This is a genomic window from Psychrobacter sp. R86515 (assembly GCF_042466315.1).
Classification (GTDB): domain Bacteria; phylum Pseudomonadota; class Gammaproteobacteria; order Pseudomonadales; family Moraxellaceae; genus Psychrobacter.
In genome coordinates this window covers 1,741,660-1,760,983 of the sequence record NZ_JAXHCC010000001.1, presented here as the reverse complement: position 1 = coordinate 1,760,983, position 19,324 = coordinate 1,741,660, and the positions used below count along the sequence as shown (strand labels likewise).

General features: G+C 43.0%; 11 protein-coding genes. 8 read left to right on the top strand and 3 right to left on the bottom strand.

Annotation, left to right across the window (positions count from 1 at the left end; genetic code table 11):
* Positions 1–84: 84 nt before the first annotated feature.
* On the bottom strand, positions 85–3,603 hold the full coding sequence (locus tag SJY28_RS07480; RefSeq protein WP_379543978.1) for an autotransporter assembly complex family protein: 3,519 nt from the start codon (positions 3,601–3,603) through the stop codon (positions 85–87).
* Between the two features lie 525 nt (positions 3,604–4,128).
* Here SJY28_RS07480 and SJY28_RS07475 point away from each other — a divergent pair.
* The 7 genes from SJY28_RS07475 (at position 4,129) to SJY28_RS07445 (ending at position 13,649) form a co-directional block, all read left to right on the top strand.
* Positions 4,129–5,463, top strand: a complete 1,335-nt coding sequence (locus SJY28_RS07475; protein WP_379543977.1) for an MFS transporter — start codon at positions 4,129–4,131, stop codon at positions 5,461–5,463.
* Positions 5,464–5,691: 228 nt separating this feature from the next.
* Positions 5,692–6,336 (top strand): 2-polyprenyl-3-methyl-6-methoxy-1,4-benzoquinone monooxygenase, encoded by a 645-nt coding sequence (gene coq7 / locus SJY28_RS07470; RefSeq protein WP_057759163.1) that lies wholly within the window; start codon positions 5,692–5,694, stop codon positions 6,334–6,336.
* Between the two features lie 235 nt (positions 6,337–6,571).
* Entirely contained in the window at positions 6,572–7,696 is a 1,125-nt protein-coding gene (locus SJY28_RS07465; protein WP_379543976.1) for a hypothetical protein, read from the top strand.
* 299 nt (positions 7,697–7,995) lie between these two features.
* Complete coding sequence (locus tag SJY28_RS07460; RefSeq protein WP_379543975.1) at positions 7,996–10,473, top strand: esterase/lipase family protein; 2,478 nt, start codon at positions 7,996–7,998, stop codon at positions 10,471–10,473.
* Between the two features lie 451 nt (positions 10,474–10,924).
* Positions 10,925–12,421, top strand: a complete 1,497-nt coding sequence (locus tag SJY28_RS07455; RefSeq protein WP_101206159.1) for a cytochrome ubiquinol oxidase subunit I — start codon at positions 10,925–10,927, stop codon at positions 12,419–12,421.
* A complete protein-coding gene (cydB, locus tag SJY28_RS07450) occupies positions 12,421–13,437 on the top strand; it encodes a cytochrome d ubiquinol oxidase subunit II (RefSeq protein ID WP_114700807.1) in 1,017 nt (338 codons plus the stop codon). The genes SJY28_RS07455 and cydB overlap by 1 nt, the downstream gene beginning before the upstream one ends.
* Before the next feature lie 95 nt (positions 13,438–13,532).
* Positions 13,533–13,649, top strand: a complete 117-nt coding sequence (locus SJY28_RS07445) for a DUF2474 domain-containing protein (RefSeq protein WP_101206161.1) — start codon at positions 13,533–13,535, stop codon at positions 13,647–13,649.
* A gap of 186 nt (positions 13,650–13,835) precedes the next feature.
* On the opposite strand, the gene murU is transcribed toward SJY28_RS07445, so the two are convergent.
* Both murU and SJY28_RS07435 read right to left on the bottom strand, forming a co-directional pair.
* Positions 13,836–14,573: an N-acetylmuramate alpha-1-phosphate uridylyltransferase MurU gene (gene murU, locus SJY28_RS07440; RefSeq protein ID WP_379543974.1), complete on the bottom strand. Its 738-nt coding sequence runs from the start codon at positions 14,571–14,573 to the stop codon at positions 13,836–13,838.
* Positions 14,574–14,619: 46 nt separating this feature from the next.
* Positions 14,620–15,723 (bottom strand): aminoglycoside phosphotransferase family protein, encoded by a 1,104-nt coding sequence (locus tag SJY28_RS07435; protein WP_379543973.1) that lies wholly within the window; start codon positions 15,721–15,723, stop codon positions 14,620–14,622.
* 381 nt (positions 15,724–16,104) lie between these two features.
* Here SJY28_RS07435 and SJY28_RS07430 point away from each other — a divergent pair, with 381 nt between their 5' ends.
* Entirely contained in the window at positions 16,105–19,191 is a 3,087-nt protein-coding gene (locus tag SJY28_RS07430) for an LPS-assembly protein LptD (protein WP_379543972.1), read from the top strand.
* Positions 19,192–19,324: the final 133 nt, after the last annotated feature.

Below are 19,324 nucleotides of genomic sequence, written 5' to 3'. Positions count from 1 at the left end.
ACACTCAACTACGTTAAAAAATGAAGACCAGCAATCGGTACGATAAATGATAATTAGAACATTTGGAGCTACTACATTGAGCGATTATAACGGTGAACCAATAAAGAAGTGTAGTCGTACTGGAATGCTTTCCTCGGTCACGCCAGCAGCCACATCGACACGCACCATTCCTACAGGCGATGCCCAGCGGATACCGACACCAACGCCGACTTTTGTATCAGTATCAAAATCTTTGTCGTAGGCATTACCGACATCAGTAAAGAATGCGCCACGGAAACCTGGTTTAAATTCATAGTTATACTCAGCACTACCGACCGCTAGAACCTGTCCACCCGTTAGATAGCCTTTGTCTAATGGTGACAAGCTCTCATAGTCATAACCGCGGATACTCTGATCGCCACCTGCAAAGAAACGCAACTTATAAGGCACATCGTAAAAATCATCCGCCCAGATATAACCGGCATTGGCACTACCTAATACTTGATGCTTTTTGTCTTCGCCAAAGCTATAGATACCACTAACGCCTGCGCGAATAATCGCCATATCGGTATCACTGAATGCGCTATCAGTGCCAGCCTCGATTGAATAGTACTGGCGCATACCCTGCGTTGGGTTGGTAGCGTTGTCGGTATCTGTTTTATTCATACCATAGCCAAACAATAACGCGCGCTGTTTCGGACTTGAAGAGGTAAAGCGGATAGGCAAATCATCTAATGCTGTCCCATCAACCCCCGTCTCAAGCTCATCCAAGCGGTAACGCACAGAGTAGCTACGATTCCAACCAGTATCACTACGGATATTACGTGCCAAAGCTGCCTTCAGCGTTGTCGTCGACAGATCGAAATTGCCTTCACCTTGGTCAATCACTTCCTCTTCATAAGTAAGACGTGCATCTAGCTTATCATTGAGCGGATGATTCCATGGTCGACTGGCATACACAGCCACGTTTTTGCTGATTCTCGATACTTCTGTTTCTGCCCCTGCTTGGTAGCCTTGGCGATTGAGCAAGTTATAGTCTATTTTTGCGGTGGCGCGAACGCCTGTATCTGTTCCATAACCCAGACCAACTTGAGCATCACGTGGTTTATCCGCGTATACAAACACATATAAAGGTACTTTTTTGCTTTCTGCGACGTCTTGCGGCGTTTTACGTCCTGCTAGCGTTGGTGGTACAAAGTTTTCGTCAGCAATCAGACTCTTTTCGTCAGGGAATATCTTTTGCGCGACATTACTGATTGAGTCACTGATTTTGCCCAATAGATTATCGGCTTCCTGATCTTTTTCATCGAGCACGCGATCATTCGGCAAGCGGCTTAGTCGTTCTGCTTTTTGTCTGATGGCTTGCAGCTTATCAAGGGTGGCTTCATCAGCTTCAAAATCAATCGCAGCGATATCCGCTTCATTGACCGTCTCGCCGCTGTTAGCACTCAGAGCATTATCGCTCTCTGCACCTATGTCGCTATTATCATTGACCGTATCTTCTTTGCTAGCAGTTACATTTGAGGCAGCTGCGCCATCATTGCTACTCAGACCTGCGACGCCATCATTATCTACATTGTTAATATCGTCATCTAATGTGTCGTTACCCTCGGTAGCAGCATTGTCAAACGCTAAGGTACCAGCTTCACTACTATCACTTGGCGGTAGTATCGACTCGACGTTGACCGTATTAAAGTAACGAGTTGCCGATAGGTCATTACTGAACTTCGTGACTGCTGGACGATAAAACGGCTCACCCGGCGTAAAGCCATAGAGCTGTTGTAACAATGAAAGCTCTACTGGTAGCTTGTCAGGATCTTGGGTCAGCGTATTGGTTTCTTTGTCATAGGTAAAAAACACCACATCGTCAAAATCGTAACGATCACCTGTGTTGTAAACCAACGAGACATCTGCTTTATTGTCCGGCAAGATGATATCAACGGATTTGTTCAGCCAATACTGATCAAAATAGCCGTAGGTATTGCTCAAGGACTCTAAAGCCGCTTTACTGCTCTTATAAACACGATGATTAAAAATATCCCCTTCTTGCGGCGGCAAGTCTGCCTCAATCGCTGCAAACTCTTCTTGCTCACTGCCCTCACCGCGAATCTCAATAATACGGCTGTCTACCAGTACCGGCTCGCCTAGCTCTTCAATCACAACATTGACTGTATCGCGGTCAGGTTGGGTCAGACGCAGCTCAACCTCGTAGTAACCAACGGCTTTAGCAGCATTCTGTGCCGTCTCACGCAAACGTGGCAATGCCGCAGTAAAGTCAATAACCGACTGAACAGAAGTATCATCTAGTGCTGCTTTGATGTTTTTCATTGGCTGAATATCATTGTCAGCTTCAATCAGTTGAGCCTTACCGTTAGGAGAGTCTTCAGCGGATACTTGTTCTAGATAAATAGCAGTTTCTACATTTGGCAAAGCCACCACGCCACCGTCGTTAAAAAAGCGATTGTAAAGACGCGTCACGATATTACCTCTATTGCGTGAGCGTGGCCGTGGTCTATTGGCTTGTTCGATACTTTGATCAACGGCCTGAGTATCATTCTGATAATCTGGTAGATAGTCATTAGGATTGATAATATCTGTTGTCGTATCTTCTACATTGGCAGGCGCATTCGTACCAGCTATCAGCTCATCACTACTATCATCAGTCGTCAGGCCACTTTCATTCTTAACAGTAGCTTCGTTGCTAATGACATCTTCATTGCTAACAGCACCACTTACCTCAATCGGACGTGACATCCCTTCAGCTGCGTTCGCCTGCTCTTGCGTTGTTTCACTTCTACCCAACGTATCAAGGTTGTTAGGTGCTGGCAAGTTTGTTGCATCTAGCTCTGTATCTAGACCAATTGGCGATGTTGTGTCATCTAACGTAGCGATTGGCGCATCAAAGTCACTGTCGTTATTGCTAATATTGTTACTGTCAATGTCTTGAGCATTCTGCGCATCCATTGCCGCTAGCTCACGATCGATCTGCTCAGGCGTCATCATTTGATAGACTTGCTGCTGAATCTCGGTTGCTTGTTGCAACAGGTCATCATTAGAAGCGATTGATTGAGCGTTATTTGGATTATATGAAGTACTTGGACTATCAGTGAAAGTTTCTAGATTTTGAGAGTTATTTCTTTGAGAAGTTGTGTTTTGAGCATTGGCATTTTGCGTCGTTGAGTTTCTAGAGCCTGACTTTGTTGAGTTAGGTTTTTTAATGCCCAAGCTCTGTTCGCTATAGTCGTCCAATACTGACTGATCGATAATGCCTTGTTCTACTGCTTTTTTTAGACGTAGCGCATCTAGAGCCATATCTAGCTGAGTATCGTCATCTGACAATGTAGCTGATTGCTTGATAGATGCTTGATCATTCGCACTTTGACTATTGTTAGTCTGGTTACTAAGCGTTTGATTACCGTCAGTTTGCTCAGCAGCAGATGAGTTGGTGATAGCCGTATTGTTTACATTGTTAGTAGTGTCTGCCATTGCCGCAGGTGCTATACCGAACAAACTGGTCGCAAGCGCAGTGCACAGTGCAGAGCGTCTGAAATTTTTACGCGGCGGTGCTGGATATGTACTTGGGTTATTACTATCGTTTTGGATTATGGCTGTGTCACGCTGCATCATGAGACCCTTGCATGCTCGAGTTGAAGGCTGCTTTATCATCTTTACGTCCTATCAGCTCACGCGGCACAATCTTATCAACGATAACAATCGTCAAGTCTGACCGGTGAATAAACTTATAGCAGTTATCTGGAATTAATGGTTTACTACTTTAACTTTATGACTGGTTATCTATAGTGTCGGCTTTAGCAATGTATGTCTACTGCCTTGTAGGTCTACTAGCTTAGAGAAGGCTACTAGCTTATAGATAGTGTTGATGGGTAGTAGCCTTTGTTTTCACTACTATTTATACCCTAAAACGCAATCACATAAAATTTATAAATCATAACTTAGTTAAATATCGAATCATAGCATTGACTGCATGTATTTTCACCGAAGCCTTGCTATTATACGGCTTAATATTGATAAAACCTATGCTATATCTTGATATAGTTTTTAATAAAATTTACGATTATTATCATAAAAAAATTGTCGTTCAGCGCCGCTCTTTTCTCTATCAGTCGCGATTTATCTGTAGGAATGTCCATGTCCAACCAGTTTCAGTTATTCAAGCGCCGTCGTTTTAGCGCTATGTTTTTTACCCAGTTTTTGGGCGCATTCAATGACAATATTTTTAAGCAGGCGCTCATACTGGTGCTCACTTATACTGCCGCCAGTAAATTGGGCGTAGAGGTCAGTATCCTTAATAACTTGGCCGCCATGTTATTCATCCTGCCCTACTTTTTGTTTTCTGCCTTGGCAGGACAGATTGCTGATAAATATGAAAAATCAAAGCTTACGCAGTTTATCAAACTCCTTGAGCTGGTCATTATGGCAGTTGCCGCAGTCGGCTTTGTCTTTGAATGGTATGCACTGCTATTTGTCGCGTTGTTTTTGATGGGCACACATTCGACCTTCTTTGGACCGATTAAATACGCTTATCTGCCGCAAGCGATGAAAGAAGATGAACTGGTCGGCGCCAACGGCCTTTTTCAGATGGGCACTTCGCTGGCTATTTTGGTCGGGATGATTGTCGCTGGTATTTTGACTCAGCTATCACAATCACTGTATTGGATTAGTGCCACGGTGTTGGTTGTCGCTGTCTTAGGATATTTAGCTGCACGCTATATCCCTAATATGCCAGCGATGCAGCCTGACCTGAAGATTAATTGGAATATTATTACCACCAGCTTAGCCACTGTCCGTTACTTATACTCTCTGCCTTTTTTATTCTTTATCATTCTTGGTAACAGCTGGTTTTGGTTTTATGGGGCGACGTTTTTGACCCAAGTGCCAGAGTTCAGCAAGGTGATTTTGCTTGGTGATGAGTCAGTCGTTATTTTCTTACTCACATTGTTTTCTGTTGGCGTGTCGATCGGTTCGGTGCTGTGCAAAACATTGACCAAAAACAAAGTCAGCTTGCGTCTATTGCCTTTTGGTATTGCTGGATTAAGTATCTTTGCTATTGATTTGTATTTTTCACTTTCAGGTTTAGATATAAATGTGAATAATGACACAACATTACTTGGCATCGGTGATTTGTTTAATATAAGTGGTAGCTGGCGAGTGTTTGCAGATTTATTTTTATTAGGGTTCAGCGGTGGTTTGTATATCGTACCGCTATATGCTTCCATGCAAGCCTACGCACCTAAGAGTCATCGAGCACGTATTGTCGGTGCAAATAACATCTTTAACGCGATATTTATGGTTACTTCAGCGATTTTTGCGATTGTTATCTTAAACGTTTTAGGGTTTACGCTACCACAGCTATTTTTGGTGACAGGGCTGTTGAATATTGTATTTGGTGCATTTTTATACATCAAACTCAATAAACATATTAAGCATGCCGTTATCCAAACCAACGATGGTATAGCGCCTTAAATAAGTTTGGCTCCATAGATATAGTCTAATGTTGGGCTGATGACTTCGTTGCTTTTACTGCTATAGCAACCTACCAACCATCTATAGATTATTTATGGGCTACCTAGACAGTAATATTCGAGCCGATAATTTGGATTGTTTGTTATAGTAATACGCATTATGCCATTACGTTTAAACGGTAATACATTTTATTTTATTGACAGTTTTTAACACCATCAGGAGTGAGTTATGACCCTGCGTCCTTTATCTAAAATTGACCAGTTGTTACTTGGGGTCGATAAGGCATTACGAGCTGTCGTGCCACATTCTAATCCAAGCACGCGTCCGTTGCCCGTCAGTAGCGATGAGATTCCTGAGCTGACCATCACAGAAGCGCGGCACGTTTCAGGTCTTATGCGTATCAATCATACAGGTGAAGTATGTGCGCAAGGTCTATACCATGGCCAAGCGTTTGCCGCGAAAGATAGTGGTGTCAAACAAGCCATGCAACAATCGGCCGAAGAAGAAGTCGATCATTTGGTCTGGTGCGAGACTCGTCTAAGCGAACTTGGTAGCCATGCCAGCGTATTTACACCGCTTTGGTACGGTATGTCTTTTGGACTCGGTGCAGTCGCAGGCGCGATCTCAAATGAGTTTAGTCTAGGGTTTGTAGCGGAGACAGAAGCGCAGGTCAGCGAGCATCTACAAGATCATATCAAGCAGTTACCTGAGCATGATCAGCGCTCAAAAGAAATACTGGCACAAATGGATAAAGAAGAACTGCATCATCGTGAGCTTGCACTTGCAAGTGGCGGCGCGGCCCTATCTCCAGCAGTACGTCGGACCATGCGATGGATGGCAAATCGTATGAAAGATACCGCTTATCACTTATAGCTTATGGTTACAGGTACTATTGTTAGCTGCTGTCATAATATTTTTGCTAATCAGTGGCTGCACAGATTTACGTAGGTTTGCTTAATTCTAGCGATTAACAATCCTACCACAGATAGCGTAAAGCTTAATTTGCTACGGTATTAAAAATTTGTACGATTTTGCAGCAATGCGCTATTTATATTACCGTCCAATCAATGAATAACAACCAAATAAATTAAACAAGGTAACGATTTTTATGAAAGCGATTCTCTCTAGTAGCCACTCTATTAAGTCACCAAAGTTTGCAACGTTGACCGTCATGGCTGCAACCTGTGCCATGCTGTTATCTGCGCCTGTGAACGCTGCAGAAACTGATGCCACTGCAACAGCTGTACCTAGTGCGATGGACTCAAGCAAACGTGTGATTCGTCTTGCTCGTCCTAATGCAGCTATCAGTCCTGCTCAAGCCAACACCGCTCAAACGAGCTTGCCAGCAACACCTGCGAGCAACAGCCAGCCGACTAATGCACAAACAACTAACATGCAACTAAGCGGTACTCAGCAAAACAATGCATCTGTCAGTACTGCTCAGCCTCAAACACCGCAAATGATGTCGCCTGCTGCTGCACCTGTCATGAACGGCACTACTTGTATCTATGAGCCTGGTCCAATGACAGCTACTGGTATCGACTTGCGTAGCGGACAACTTCCGAATATTCCTACACCGCAAGTACAACTATCAGACATGAGCTTTGTCAAAACCATACTGATTCCGCAACAAAAAGGGCTAGGTACTGATAAGCTTGATGTCAGTTTATTAGACGATTTCATCGCTGATGTATCCCCCAACGCACGTCACTATCCACCAAACTTCCCTAATCGCTCACAGCGCCATTACACTCGTGAAAAAATCAAAGTATTGGCTGATTGGATCGAACCGTATGCCAAGTCGCCAGACGCGTCTTTTGATGTATTGCTTCGTGCTGCTAAGCTAAATGGCATGGGTCGTAACCTAGACTTGGGTTCAGACTACACGGTACGTGGTGGTCAGTATGTCGATCGCGCTATCAAGCTGCAACCTGATAGTGGTGAGGCTAACTTCCTATACGGTATGATGCTATCAGAAGGTGGCGGCTTCAAAGAAGGTCAAAAGTATCTAGACCGCGCTGTCGCTTTAGGATATACCGAAGCGGAACAAAGCTTAGCACAGTCAGATCTACTTAGTGACCGCCGTGCTAATGCGTTAGAGCGCCTACGTCGTCTTGAAGGGCAATACCCTAACAATACTGTTATTCCTCAACAAATCAAACTCGTTGAAGAAGGCAAATTCTACATTTGGGATATTCCTGCCCCTGACATCAGTGTAAAACCAGGTGCTTAGAAACTCTATATTTGTTGAGATTAGCTATTGAGGAGTTGATTCATAAGATATTTGTTTCATAAGACTTTCACTAGGTCAAATCTCTAATAAATAATCTAAGCTTTAAATACCAAGCGCTTTTGTTTTATATCTATAAGACAAAAGCGCTTTTTTTCGACTAGTAGAAACCCTTTCGTTTTAAAACACGCCTTTATAGAACTGCAAATGAATAGTCTAACGCCAAAAGTTGCGCTACACTCATTGTCAATTGCTACTTTCATTATTGATACTCTCATAACCACCGTTTATTGGACTGACTTATGACTTTCGCTGGCTTTAGCAAACAGACAGTAATGCATACTAATAAAAAAACCCTGCCCATTACGTCACTTATGCTTTTGGCGGCAGCAGTATTGCTACCAGCGTGTAGTACGGTGACGGTCGATAAACAAGCCTCGGCCAAGACCATCTCAGCGCAGCGCGGCAATATCGTCACTGACAATGCGCTAAGCAGCGACACAGCATCTGCCTTGCTATCAGCAGGACTGAATGAGCAAGCCTGTATGCAGCAATTTGACTTATGCTTGACTCAGCTCTCTGATAGTATGCTTAACAGGCACTATCGGCCTGCCTTAGCTATTTTTGCAGAACTGCACTATGCAAAAGCGCGTCAACTATCTGACTCAAAAAACTGTCGTAATGCACTTGCACGCCCGCCACTTAATCCGTATTACGCCAACGCCCCCTTAAGTGAGGATGATGCAAAAACACAGCAAGAAGAGACAGACCTGTGTTTGACCGACTATCAAGCAAGGTTGTTTGATGCCGTCAAATACAGCTACACCTACCTATTTTATGACAGCTTGACCCATGACTTTGAAGGTACAGAGCAAAATAGCAATAGCCATCGTGCGCAAAACCGTATTCCAAATGACAACGACATCCAAACCCAAGACATTTATAACGCTGCTAGCAATGACGTTATTACTCAAATCTACCAATCGACTGAAAATGCCAATAAATTGATGGGTGATACAACAGTAGAGTATTTGCCGATAACCTCTACCAAGCGTGATAACACGGATGAAGCAGCGATTGCTAATCGACCACCATTAAAGGGCAAAGCAACAGACCAAGTCAAAGTCATGAAAGTTACCGTAAATGACTACAATCTTGATATTTATTTGCCCAACGAAAACAACTATCTGCAAAATGCTCATAAACAAACTTCCGCTTTGGCAGACTTATCATCTACTTATGAGCTGCGACTATCGGGTCTCAATTCTGTGAGCAAACGCCCCGGCTTAGGCATCAGCTTGGTGGCGTCGTTAGATGATCGCTACACCACCACAATCCGTCAGTTGTTGGTCGCTTCCTTATCTGGTCGGCTAACAAATGAAGATAAAAACACCGACGACAGCGAGCCAAGCTCTCGTATTTATCCCACGGGACATCTTTTACTAACTGGATTGATTAAGCCAGATGGCGATAGCGTATTAGATGCGCTGAGCAGTCGTAAGCTTGATATTCATTTATATAACCCGTACCAAACCGAATCCGTTAATATTCTCAACGATGACTACCCACTGGCAGCCAACTTTTCGGCGGGATATGGCTTATGGCTATCAGAGAACCAGTTAGATGGCGTAGGCTATTTAAATTTGATTACGCGCCAACCAGATGCTCAGCTGCCCAAACTCTTCATGCTTGAGCCTTATGATCCTGATAAACGCGTGTTGATTATGTTGCACGGGCTAGCCTCTAGTCCGGCCACATGGGTCAATCTGACCAACGATATTCTTAATGATGACAAGCTGCGTGATAATTACCAAGTTTGGCAAATATTCTATCCAACCAATCTACCTATTTTAGAAAATCGTTATCAGATTCAGCAGTTAATCAACAGCACGTATCAGCAGACTGATCCCAATGGACAAAATCGTGCCAGTCAAAACAGTGTGATTATCAGTCATAGTATGGGTGCCATTATCGCTCGTATGATGCTGTCTGATGAAAATTTAGTCGATGATTTAGATAAGCTTAATGATAAAGATATACTCTCTAGTAATGAGAAACAGCAAATCCGTAACGCGCTCAAAACGTCTTTTGGCGAAGATGAATTAAAGGAACGATTTGAGCTACAGGCGTTGCCACAAGTAGACACCGCTGTTTTTCTATCTGCACCTTTTCGTGGTACCGATTATGCAGATCGTTGGTTTACCCGTGCGCTACGCCGCATCGTTTACTTACCCGTAGGTCTGGTCAAAACATTCACTGATAACTTAGCGACCATTGCCACTCAAGGCGATTTGGCACAAAACCCACTGGGGGCCTTATATTTGCAGAACGGTGCCAGCCAGTTAAGTGACAAGTCTTCTTTTATAGAGTTAACCAAAGACATCACTATTAACGAGCGGATCACTTACCATTCAATCATTGCCAATAATGATGCCGATATCACTAAAGGACTGGCACAAACGCAACCAAATGGTGCCAAGATTGATTTGTCTCAAGCGGTAGAAGACAATTCTGGAGATGAATCGGCGAGCGTTGATGTGAGTAATAATACTGAGACATCACAGCTACCACCCGAGCCGCTTGTTGCCGCTGTGACAGTCAATGATGATATCAGTCAGGCACTGACCGAGCGTTTGTCAGATGGTATTGTTCCTTACAACAGTGCCCATCTCGATGGTGCCGCGTCTGAGACAATTATCAATGGCGGTCATAGTATTCAGACTAATCCGCAGACCATTTTAACGTTGCGAAGAATTTTGCATAAGCAGCTACAAGAATGATGTAGATTTTTGTTATTTCACAAGGTTTTTGACGTATAAATCGTAACCTTTAAACATCAGTTATAGGTTTCAAATAAGCAGTATGTTCACGCATACTGCTTTGTTTTTAATAATATTAATTTTATTTTTCAATGTTTGAATTATGTTATTTTGGTGACTCTTAGGTCTGTAACAGACAGACTGGGTTGCTTGCGTGTATATCTAGGTGAGCGCATAATATATCTATAGCACATGACAGTAATATGTAAATTTATAAGGACATAAATTATTCAATTCAGCTAAACAGTGAGTCGCAAACTTAGCCACAATTTATGTCTAATGGAGCTAAGTCCACGTCACTGAGCTATTGCCCGTAATGCTTGCCACTTTGATCAATGGATAGTTACGGACAGTTACTTGAGCGTTGTATGGAAGTCAGCGCTATTCAGCTAACAGATGAGAGTAACCGTTTATGTTCGCTACATTTATGATTGACCAGCTCGATGCGCTGATGCTTGCGCGTATCCAATTCGCTTTTGTTATCTCGTTCCATATCGTCTTTCCTGCCTTTTCTATCGGTCTTGCCAGCTGGCTTGCGGTGCTTGAATTCCGCTGGTTAAGAACTGGTGAACCTATCTATGCTGAAGTCTACAAGCATTGGGTCAAAATATTTGCTGTCGTCTTTGGTTTAGGCGTTGTATCAGGCGTGGTGATGTCCTACCAGTTCGGTACCAACTGGGCCGTATTCTCTGATAAAGCCGGTAACGTTTTAGGCCCATTACTCGCCTATGAGGTACTGACAGCGTTCTTCTTAGAAGCGTCCTTCTTAGGTATTATGCTATTTGGTTGGGGTCGCGTGAGCAAACGCATGCATTTTGCTTCAACTGCTATCGTTGCTATCGGCACATTGATTTCAGGTTTTTGGATATTAGCCGCCAACAGCTTTATGCAAACCCCTCAAGGTTTTATGATGGGCGCAGATGGCTTGCTCTATCCTACCGACTGGCTTGAAATTATCTTCAACCCCTCGTTCCCTTACCGTTACGCTCATATGATGACCGCGGCATTTCTGACCACTGCTTTTGTTATTGGTGGTATCGGTGCATATTATATTCAATCTAAAAAGCATGTCGAGCATCGCGCGCATGGTCGTGTAATGCTAGGTATGGCGATGATTATGGCCATCTTTGTTGCGCCGGCGCAGGTATTGATTGGTGATGAGCATGGTCTAAATACCCTTGAACACCAACCTGCTAAAGTTGCTGCGATGGAAGGACTCTGGGAGGATGAGCGCGGTGCCGCACTACGCTTATTCGCGATTCCTGACCAAGAAAATCAGACCAATAAGTACGAAGTAAAAATTCCTTATGTGACTGGTTTAATCTTAACCCATTCGTTAGATGGTGAAGTTAAAGGGCTTAAAAATTGGGCACCTGAAGATCAACCACCTGTCATTATCGTGTTTTGGGCATTTCGTATCATGGTTGGTATTGGCATGCTTATGGTGCTGGTCGGCCTATTCAGTCTATACAAATACTTCAAAAAACAGCAGTTCAATACTGACAGTGTTTGGTTCCACCGTGCTTGGATGATGATGACTCCGCTTGGTTTTATCGCCTTATTATCAGGTTGGTTCGTAACCGAGACAGGACGTCAGCCTTGGACGGTTTACGGTGTCATTCGTACTGCTGAAAGTATGTCTCCGCTTGCAGCACAGCAAGTAGCCACTACCTTGATTGGCTTTATCGTACTGTACATATTTGTCTTTGGTGCAGGCAGTTTTTATATCTTGCGCTTGATTGCTCAAGGGCCGAAACCTTATACAGATCCTGCAGAAGATAACTTCTACGAGCACTCAGTGACCGAGAGTCAAGGCCGCGCATTAAGTGGTGATAGTAATCCTGCCAAAGGTACTGAAGAAGGCTTAGATGAGCCTGCAAACGATGTCGATGATGGAGGATTACGCTAATGTTTAACTTCGGTGATGTATTAGATTTACCTCTCATTTGGGGCGGTTTGATTGCTTTATCTGTCTTTGTCTATGTACTGCTTGATGGCTTTGATTTGGGCTGCGGTATCTTGTTCCCATTTGCAGGATCAGATAAAAACCGTAGCCGCATGATGAATTCTATCGCCCCATTTTGGGACGGTAATGAGACGTGGCTAGTGCTAGGCGGTGGTGGTTTATTCGCAGCATTCCCTGTTGCTTATGGCATCATTATGACAGGTCTATATTTGCCAGTAACTGCCATGTTGTTCGGTCTTATCATGCGCGGTGTGGCGTTTGAGTTTCGATTCAAATCCTCTTCACGTCGGCATGTATGGGATACCTTTTTCTTTGTCGGCTCAGTCGTTGCCACTTTCTCTCAAGGCATTATGCTTGGGGCATTAGTGCAAGGACTGGAAGCCAGTAACCGTCTATATACTGGTGGCCCATTTGATTGGCTCACGCCCTTCTCGATTGTGTGCGGATTTGCCATGATTATCGGCTATGCCTTACTTGGTTCAACGTGGCTTATCATAAAAACAGAGCACACGTTGCAAGTGTGGGCGCGCCAAGTTTCTAAATGGATGCTTACTGCGTTACTAGTGGCGATGGTTGTGGTCACAGCATTTATGTATTTCTCAGACATCGATGCGTTAGAGGGATGGTTTAGTTTCCCAGATTTATTGTATCTTGCTCCTATGCCTATCATTGTCATGCTCTTATTCTTTATCATGCGTAAAGACTTAAAAACTGAGCGTGAGTATCGTCCATTTTTACTAACGGTAGCTCTATTTTTAATGGGTTATATTGGGGTTTGTTTCGCCCTGTTCCCTTATATCGTACCGTATCAAATGACGATTTATGAAGCTGCTGCTGCCGATACTTCGTTATCATTCATGCTGATTGGCGCCTGTATCATGTTGCCGATTATCTTGAGCTATACGGCATTTGCTTACTATACCTTCAAAGGTAAATCTGATCACAATCCGATGTATTAGTCGCTAATCGCGGCGGGCAACGGATCAGCTAAAAAGGATGGCTATCATCGTTTATAGATGGTAGTCACACTTCAAACGCTAATCAGGAGATCTCTATGAAAAAGTTCAGTAAAAAACAATCGCAATGGGCATGGTTCGTGGGTCTATATTTAGCAGGGTTTTTAGTGGTGTTTACCATTGCTCAGCTAATTAAACTGGCTATGGGTGTTTAGCGTAATTGTCTAATCATACGATTGAGTGCCAGTTAGTTAGCTAATGAGTAGCTTGCTTTCTAAATGCTATATTTGCATTTTTGTCTTGCCAATATACTTTTTAGACATGTCGTAAAAAATATCTCTATATGCATAAAAAAAGCAGCGTTGAATAATCGACGCTGCTTTTTATTTATCTTAAATTTATCAGCTTGGTTTACCTGCATGCTCGATATCATTCTGTTCGATAAACTGATTGACCTGTGTTAGACGCTCTGGGGTCCCAACGTCTATCCAATTATCTGTTGTCACTTCAGCGGTAATTTGAAACTTTATCATTGCTTGCTTTAGTAGTGGTGCTAATGCAGCAGGCTGTCCTGACACCAGACCTTCTACCAATTTGGGTGACATTACGCTAATACCCGCAAAGGTATACTTATCTGCATCGCCCACCGGCTGCTCACTAGCAAGACCATTATTGATGGCGAAATCACCGCCATTATTGTGCTCTGGATTGTCAATCAATAATAAATGGGCGCGCTGATCCGCTCCCAATGTATAGTCTGTTAATTGAGAGAAATCATAAGTAGTCCAGACATCAGAATTGACCAGAATAAATGGCTCATCCTTTAGTTTACCTGATTGTAATGCCTGAAAAATGCCGCCTGCGGTCTCAAGTGGTTCATCGTCTTCTACTGACCAATGCAGCTTTACGCCATATTGTGAACCGTCACCTAAGGCGTCCATTAGCTTATCTGCCAACCATGAGGCATTGACCGTGATATCAGTAATGCCTGCTGCTTGTAGTGCTCTAATATGCCAAACAATAAGCGGTTGACCTGCGACTTCAACCAAAGGCTTAGGTATCTCAAGTGTTAATGGACGTAGGCGTGTGCCCTTGCCCGCTGCCAAAATCATGGCTTGTGTAATCGTAGAGGTAGACATCTGCGCTCCTATCTTTATTATTTAAATTGATTTAGTTGAGCGTCATCTACGCTGAAGCAAACTTCTCTTTATAAGCAGGTAGCACTGCCACTTGCAGCCATTGATTAAACGGTATAATTGATTGCTTTAGTTCATCGTTGCCATGTTCGGCAAGCCAGTTTAATTCAATAATCAAATCACGCATAACTTTAGGAATATCCGCCAAATAGCGGTCTTTGCCATCGCGCTCAGACAAACGAATAAAAATCCCTAATACCTTTAAGTGACGTTGTATGCCTATGACATTTACATCGTTTTCAAACTGCACCGCGCTATCAGCAGTGGTCAGTGACTTTTGCTTTTGTAACTGCCAAAAGTCATTAATCCATGTAGATATTTGGCTCTCTGGCCATTCAACATAAGCATCGCGTACTAACGACACTAAATCATAAGCATACGAACCAATGACAGCATCTTGAAAATCAATCACGCCCAACTTTGATTGATCTACTTGATCTTGCATGAGGTTGCGGCTGTGATAATCACGATGGACCACCACTTGTGGCTGTTGCAAAATCTCATTCATTAGTGCTGTTTTTAGGTTTCCCCAAACCTGCTCATTTAGCGCTATACCAATATAAGGCATAAACCATTCGCTAAATAAATCCATCTCACGGTCTAATAGTGCTATATCATAATCTGGAAGCTGGTGTTGCGACTTTGCCGTTTCTACTGGTACCGTTTGTAGCGCGACTAATGTATGCATTGCTAGCTGATAGTAGTCATTGATTTGGTCTGCAGTGGCATCGACAAGCAAATGAGCAAATTCTACTGTGCCAAAATCTTGTAATACCAAAAATCCTTTTTCTACATTTTGCGCAGTCAGTGTCGGCACGTTGACAGCATGTGTCATCAGCTTAGCGACATTGATAAACTGCAGCATCGCATCTTGCTCGTCAGCGGAGTCCATGACGATATAATGTTTATTGGCATTATTATCTGTCTCTGATAGTTCGATACGATGATATCGGCGGGCACTAGCGTCACCAGGTAAGCTGTCTAGACTAAATGTTTGACCTAAAAATACTTGCTGTAACCATTGTTCTAATTGCTGTTGGCGGTTGTTATTTTCATCGATCATATCAGTCTCTAAAGTCGTTTTGTCAGTCATATTGGGCATCGCTGGTTAAATATAAGTCATAAATAATTAAAGTAGTGATAAGTCTGACAAATACTTGCTAAAATAGCGATATGTATCGGTGCTATACAAGCTGCCACAGACGTATTGCTATATCATTCAATACTTGATGTCGGATAGAATCGCTATCGCTACTTAAAAATCAGCATGGCTATATTATAAATTTTGGTAAATAGTGTAGCTGATTTGGTTTTTTTTGACTATGATTAGTCGTCATTATATGTAAAACATTCAAATTTTTGAGAATACATTAGTCATATTTTAGTTGCTCGTTCACTGCTTTATGTCGTTCGGTGATACCGCTACTAAACTCAGTCATGCAATCCAATAAGCTCTGCAATCATAGGTGTGCCCTTGTTATATTCTCCGCTTTACCAAAGCATCCGCTTGATCTTATTTGGTGCCTTAGGCTTATCTAGCCTAACTGTCAGTGCTGCCATTGGTGATACCAATACGCAAAAAACTGAACCACTCACTACGGATAGTACAGGCAGCTATGCGTCTAATAGTGTGGCGACTGACGCCAGTAGTATTAGTCGTACTCAAAGTAATGATGGCTATCAAGAAGCAGATATTCTAAATGATAGCTATCCAGACGATGCTAATTCTACTAATACGAATAATTCTACTAATACGAATAATGCTGCTTTATCGAATGATACTGCGTTAGATAGCAGATTCTCTGAAAACAATGACCTAGATATTACAGATATTAATGAAGCTGCTGACTCTGAAGCTTTTAGCAACGAAGTTTCTAATGCTAGTAATCTAAATACAGAAACTAGCAACCAAGCAAGCAGTAATACACCAGATAGCAATGCCTTTGTCCCTAAAGCGATAACAACAGATAATGGCAAGCTAGATCTTAATGATGAGAGTATTCAAGCCAGCTTAATGCGCTTAGCAGAGTTTTATGAGCTAACACCAGATACCGATGCTTCAACATTAAACAATGAGGCTGTCAGCACTGAGGCGGACAATTCTCATAATAATGCCATGCCTGCCGCACAGACGATTCCAAAGGTCGGTAGAGATTTACGTCTACTGCCAAATGCCGTGGACAGTGCCCAGCGCTGTGAAGGTCAATGGGTATATCCGCAGAGTAACCCCAATTATCAACGCGCTGTCAATGAAGCTGGTACGGCAAACGGACGACCAGCACCAAATGTAGCTAGCGTTCCGAACAATCAAGCCCCTTTATTTACCGAGTCTGATTACGGTTATTACAATAACGTGAATTACGCTGAGCTATCTGGCAATGTAAAAATCGATCAAGGTACTCAGCATATCGAAGCAGAAAAAGTCATGATTGACCTGAGCAATGGCGTTGCCGCTGCTCAAGGCAAAGTCATGTTTACAGATAATGCGACTGGACAGCGTACAAACAATGCCGCTACAAAAAACGGCCAAGCCAGCTTTAATGATAGAGCGGCACAAAGCGGCCTAATTGGCGTTGCAGACAGCTTGAATTACAATACTGAGACTGGTCAGTCAACAGCCAATGATGTGGCATTTGCTAGTGTTGGACTACAAGCGCACGGCTATGCCAAACGCTTAAATAAACCTAACGAGAGTGAATACGAGCTGGATCAGGTTATGTTTAGTACCTGTCCACCTACCAACCGCAAATGGCAGTTTGAAGCGAAGAGTATCGATCTAAATACCGATACAGGACGCGGCGAAGCGTATAACACCACTTTCCGTGTGGCTGACATACCCGTATTTTATCTCCCCTACTTTAACTTCCCGATAGACAGTCGCCGTAGTAGTGGATTTTTATTACCAAGTGCTAACGTCAGTAGTGAAAGTGGTCTTGAAGTTGATATTCCTTATTATTTCAACTTAGCACCTAACTATGATGCCACTCTTAACACGCATATTTATACTGACCGTAACCCTATGCTATCAGGTGAGTTCCGTTATCTGACTGAAAATTATGGGGAAGGTATTTTAAACGGTTCATACTTACCTAACGACAAAGAGTATGACGACGAAGATCGTACCAGCTTGTTTTATGACCACACTTGGTCGTCGAAAAGCATTCCACGATTAAGCGCTGATGCCGAATACAACTATGTGTCGGATGCCGATTACCTTAATGATTTTGATACGTTGGGCTTGTCAGACAGCACCATAAACTTGCCACGTCGTGCCCGCGTCAATTATTACAATGATTATGTCGATGGTGAACTAAAAGTAGAAACTTTTCAGACTCTAGATGCATTCACTGATAGCGGTGAGGCGTTAGAAGACAAAGACAAACCGTACTCACGTTTGCCACAGCTCAAATTAAATTATCGCTTGCCTTGGGCCGAGCGCTTCGATATCACTGGTATTCATGATTCTGCATACTTCAAGAAGTCTATCGATGATGGCTCTGAAAACGAAAAAAGTGGCGCACGTATTTATAATAAACTAAGCGCTGTCTATCCGATGGAGACCTCTTGGGGTTATATCAAACCTAAGCTTAGCTTGCAGCATCTATATACGTCATATGATGAAGATAGCTTGGAAGATAATCAGCTTAGTGAAGAAGATGGCAGTCAATCTGTGTTTGTTCCGCAAGCCAGTATCGATGCAGGACTACACTTCTATCAAGCGGGCTCACCATTTGGTGCGTTTGACGATACGATGGGCGGCTATCGTTTACTTAGTCCACGCGTAAAATATACGTATTCACCGTATAAAAACCAAAACGACATTCCTAACTTTAATACGCGTATTGCCTCTATTAATTATGAACAGCTGTTTTCGGACAGTTGGTTCTTAGGTCATGATCGTTTGCAGGATTTGCATTCTATTACGCCTGGTGTCAATTATCGTTACATCGATGCAACGGGTGTGACACGTTTTGATGGTAGCATTGCAGAACAGTTCTATCTAGATGATGGACGTGTAACACTCGATGACGATCAGCCAGTGTTTACCTCGTCTTCTTCAGGTATGGTATGGGATACCAGCACTCAGCCTTATAATAATTTTTGGGTTGATGTCAGCGGTGCCTTAACCAGCAATTATGACTTGAATTATATTACGACTGAACTGCGCTATCAGCCGTCAGACAATAGCTTATTTAACGTGGGCTATGTTAAGCGTCAACGTGATGACAATACCGATCAGTTGCCGTTATCTGCGTTTACCGCTTCCGCTGTTTTCCCTATCAATAACAGCTGGCGTATATTGGCTCAGGGTCAGTACGATTATAATCGTAACAAGATGCTCGATTCACTTATCGGCGTTGATTACGAAGACTGCTGTTTCGGCTTTGCTGTTTATGGTCGCCGCTATTACAATGACCTAAACGTAAAAGACGAGCCAACACAAGCTATTATGGCAGAAGTTAGATTAAACGGTCTTGGCAGCGGTAGTAGCCGCTTGACACGATTACTTGCTGATAAGATTTTGGGCTTTGAACCTGTGCAAACGGCATGGAAAGACTAACCAGTTTTTTGCTAGATTAGAGTTATTTACGTAAATATTTATAAGACACTATTTGAACCCCTATTATGGGAAACGCTGTCGAATATTTTATTATTAAGAGTATTGGATAGAGTTGACCGACTACCATCCGATG